The organism is Candidatus Bathyarchaeota archaeon (assembly GCA_026014465.1).
In the GTDB taxonomy this organism is placed as follows: domain Archaea; phylum Thermoproteota; class Bathyarchaeia; order Bathyarchaeales; family Bathycorpusculaceae; genus JADGNF01.
Genome location: JAOZID010000003.1, coordinates 7239 through 7938 on the forward strand (window position 1 = coordinate 7239; position 700 = coordinate 7938).

The window sequence follows — 700 nt, forward strand, 5'->3', positions numbered from 1 at the left end:
CCCGGTTGAAGATATTCAGGCCGGACATAGTTCCTACCCACAACTTGCCATCACCGGTTTCGTAGAGCGACTGAATATCCGAATTTGAGAGAGAACCAGGGAGTGCCGGATCATTTACATATACCTTAAATTTCACGCCATCGTATCTATTTAATCCAATGGCTGTCCCGAACCATATATACCCATAGTGGTCTTGGTTAATGGCATTAATGCAATTCTGAGAAAGCCCTTGCTCAACAGTAATATCTTCAAATTTTAAATAGTGTTCTGAGGCGGCTTCTATTGATGTTGAGGGAATTACAGCCGTGAAGATTAACACAAATACGATAACTAAAACACGCAATCTCATATGATACTCATATAGTTATAGCTAAACTATCATTGCGTTACTCTATTCACATATACCTTAATATATGCTTTCAGATATTCTAATTTATAACAGTCAAAATACGTTACATTTTATAATTATAACGTTTTTCGACTTTATTGCAATAGACTATGTATTGGGACAAACCCTTGCTACTCATAGTACTAAACTTTTCCCCAATAACTAATTCAACAGGTTAATCAAAGTATAAGCTGGCGGCTCGTTACTTCTCCCAACTTCGGTTTAAGCAGTGTTTTATGATGTAAACCACCATCCTGCTACCTAACCAACACTCCCCCTCCTTTTAAAAGACATACCGAAGTCCAGCCTATT

At 37.7% G+C, this 700-nt stretch carries 1 protein-coding gene; it reads right to left on the reverse strand.

Going from position 1 to position 700, the window contains the following annotated elements; translation table 11 throughout:
- On the reverse strand, positions 1-349 hold a 349-nt coding region (locus tag NWF04_00050; GenBank protein MCW4004978.1), incomplete at its 3' end, for a hypothetical protein.
- Between the last annotated feature and the right edge of the window lie 351 nt (positions 350-700).